At 72.9% G+C, this 1,564-nt stretch carries 2 protein-coding genes; both read left to right on the forward strand.

Features of this window, described 5'->3' with window-relative positions; genetic code table 11:
• Window positions 1-337: 337 nt before the first annotated feature.
• Complete coding sequence (locus B8460_RS11855; RefSeq protein WP_048861810.1) at window positions 338-1,009, forward strand: glutathione S-transferase family protein; 672 nt, start codon at window positions 338-340, stop codon at window positions 1,007-1,009.
• A 16-nt stretch (window positions 1,010-1,025) separates the two neighbouring features.
• On the forward strand, window positions 1,026-1,564 hold a 539-nt coding region (locus B8460_RS11860; protein WP_048861811.1), incomplete at its 3' end, for an FkbM family methyltransferase.

The following is a 1,564-nucleotide window of genomic DNA, read 5'->3' on the forward strand; positions in this document are numbered from 1 at the left end:
GCATAACGGTGCCGCCCTCGGTCATGCCGTGCGCCGAGCACTCGCAGTAGCCGTCCACCGGCATGGTGGTGACGCAGGTGAGCTTGCCGGCGACGCAGGTATTGGCCCCGGCCGGCCCGGCCGCGATGGCGGCGCCCGCCGCGAGCAGCGCGCCGGTGAGAAGTCGCAGTTTGGTCATGGCGTTGGCTCTTTCACTCTGTGGTTGCGAACGCGCAGGCGGAATAACTCTGCCGCCGCATACAACAGCCGGCATGGCCGTGAAGTTTCGCGCGGCCGGCACGGGATCGGCGCCCGGGGGCATTATGCCGCACCGCGCGAAATGGGCTAGAAGCCGCGCATGCTCACCGTCCACCACCTGAACCATTCGCGCTCGCAGCGCATCCTCTGGCTGCTGGAGGAGCTGGGCGTGCCGTACGAACTGCGCCGCTACGAGCGCGACCGGCAGACCATGCTGGCGCCGCCGGAACTGCGCGCCGTCCACCCGCTCGGCAAGTCGCCGGTGATCACCGACGGCGATGCGACGATCGCGGAGTCCGGCGCGATCGTCGAATACATCCTCGACACCTATGGCGAGGGCCGGATGCGCCCGACGCCCGGCACCGCGGAGCGCCGCGCCTATACCTATTGGCTGCACTATGCCGAGGGCTCGGCGATGCCGCCGCTGGTGATGAAGCTGGTGGTCAGCCGGGTGCCGAAGGCGCCGATGCCGTTTTTCGCCCGCCCGATCGCCCGCTCCATCGCGGCACGGCTGCAATCGGGATTTACCGACCCCAACATCGCCCGCGCCGTCGCGCACATGGACGCGGCGCTGGCCGCGACCGGCTGGTTCGCGGGCGACGGCCCCACCGGGGCGGACGTGATGATGAGCTTCCCCGCCGAGGCGTCGGCCGCACGCGGCGGCGGCGGGCCCGCGCCCAATGTCGCCGCTTTCGTCGCGCGCATCCACGCCCGCCCCGCCTGGCAGCGGGCGCTGGAGCGCGGCGGTCCGTACAAGCTGCTCGGCGGCTGACCGGCGTTCGGGCGGCGTGGCGTCCCCCTATTACCGCTTCCGCCCCGGCGCGGGTTGGGGCGCGCATCTGTTCAAGGCGATCCTGCGACAGGACCACGCGCCCTGGGCCGCGACCCTGGCACCCTACCTGCCGCGCGACGGCATCGCGATCGACGTGGGCGCGCATGGCGGACAGGTCACGCGCCTGCTCGCCCGCCTCGCGCCGGACGGCATGGTGGTCGCGGTGGAGCCCAGCGGCTATGCCCGCTCCATTCTCCGGCCGGCGCTGTGGGCGCGGCGGGCGCGCAACGTGGTCGTGGTGGCGGCCGGGCTCGGCGCCGCGCCGGGCGTCGTGCTGCTGCGCACGCCGCTCAAGCGGCGGGGGGAGATGGGATTCGGCCTCGCCACGCTCGGCGTCCCCGATCGCGCGGCGGTGGCGGAGCCGGTGGCGGTGGTGACGCTCGACGCACTCGTGACATCGCTCGCGCTGCCGCGCGTCGATCTGATCAAGGCCGATATCGAGGGGTTCGAGGACGCGCTGATCGCGGGGGCGGGCGAGACCCTGCGCGCGCACCG

The sequence above is a fragment of the Acidisphaera rubrifaciens HS-AP3 genome (genome assembly GCF_000964365.1).
In the GTDB taxonomy this organism is placed as follows: Bacteria; Pseudomonadota; Alphaproteobacteria; order Acetobacterales; family Acetobacteraceae; genus Acidisphaera; species Acidisphaera rubrifaciens.

Coding starts and splice junctions, on each gene's coding strand:
- B8460_RS11855 (WP_048861810.1), top strand. CDS start 338: ATGCTCACCGTCCACCACCTGAACCATTCGCGCTCGCAGCGCATCCTC.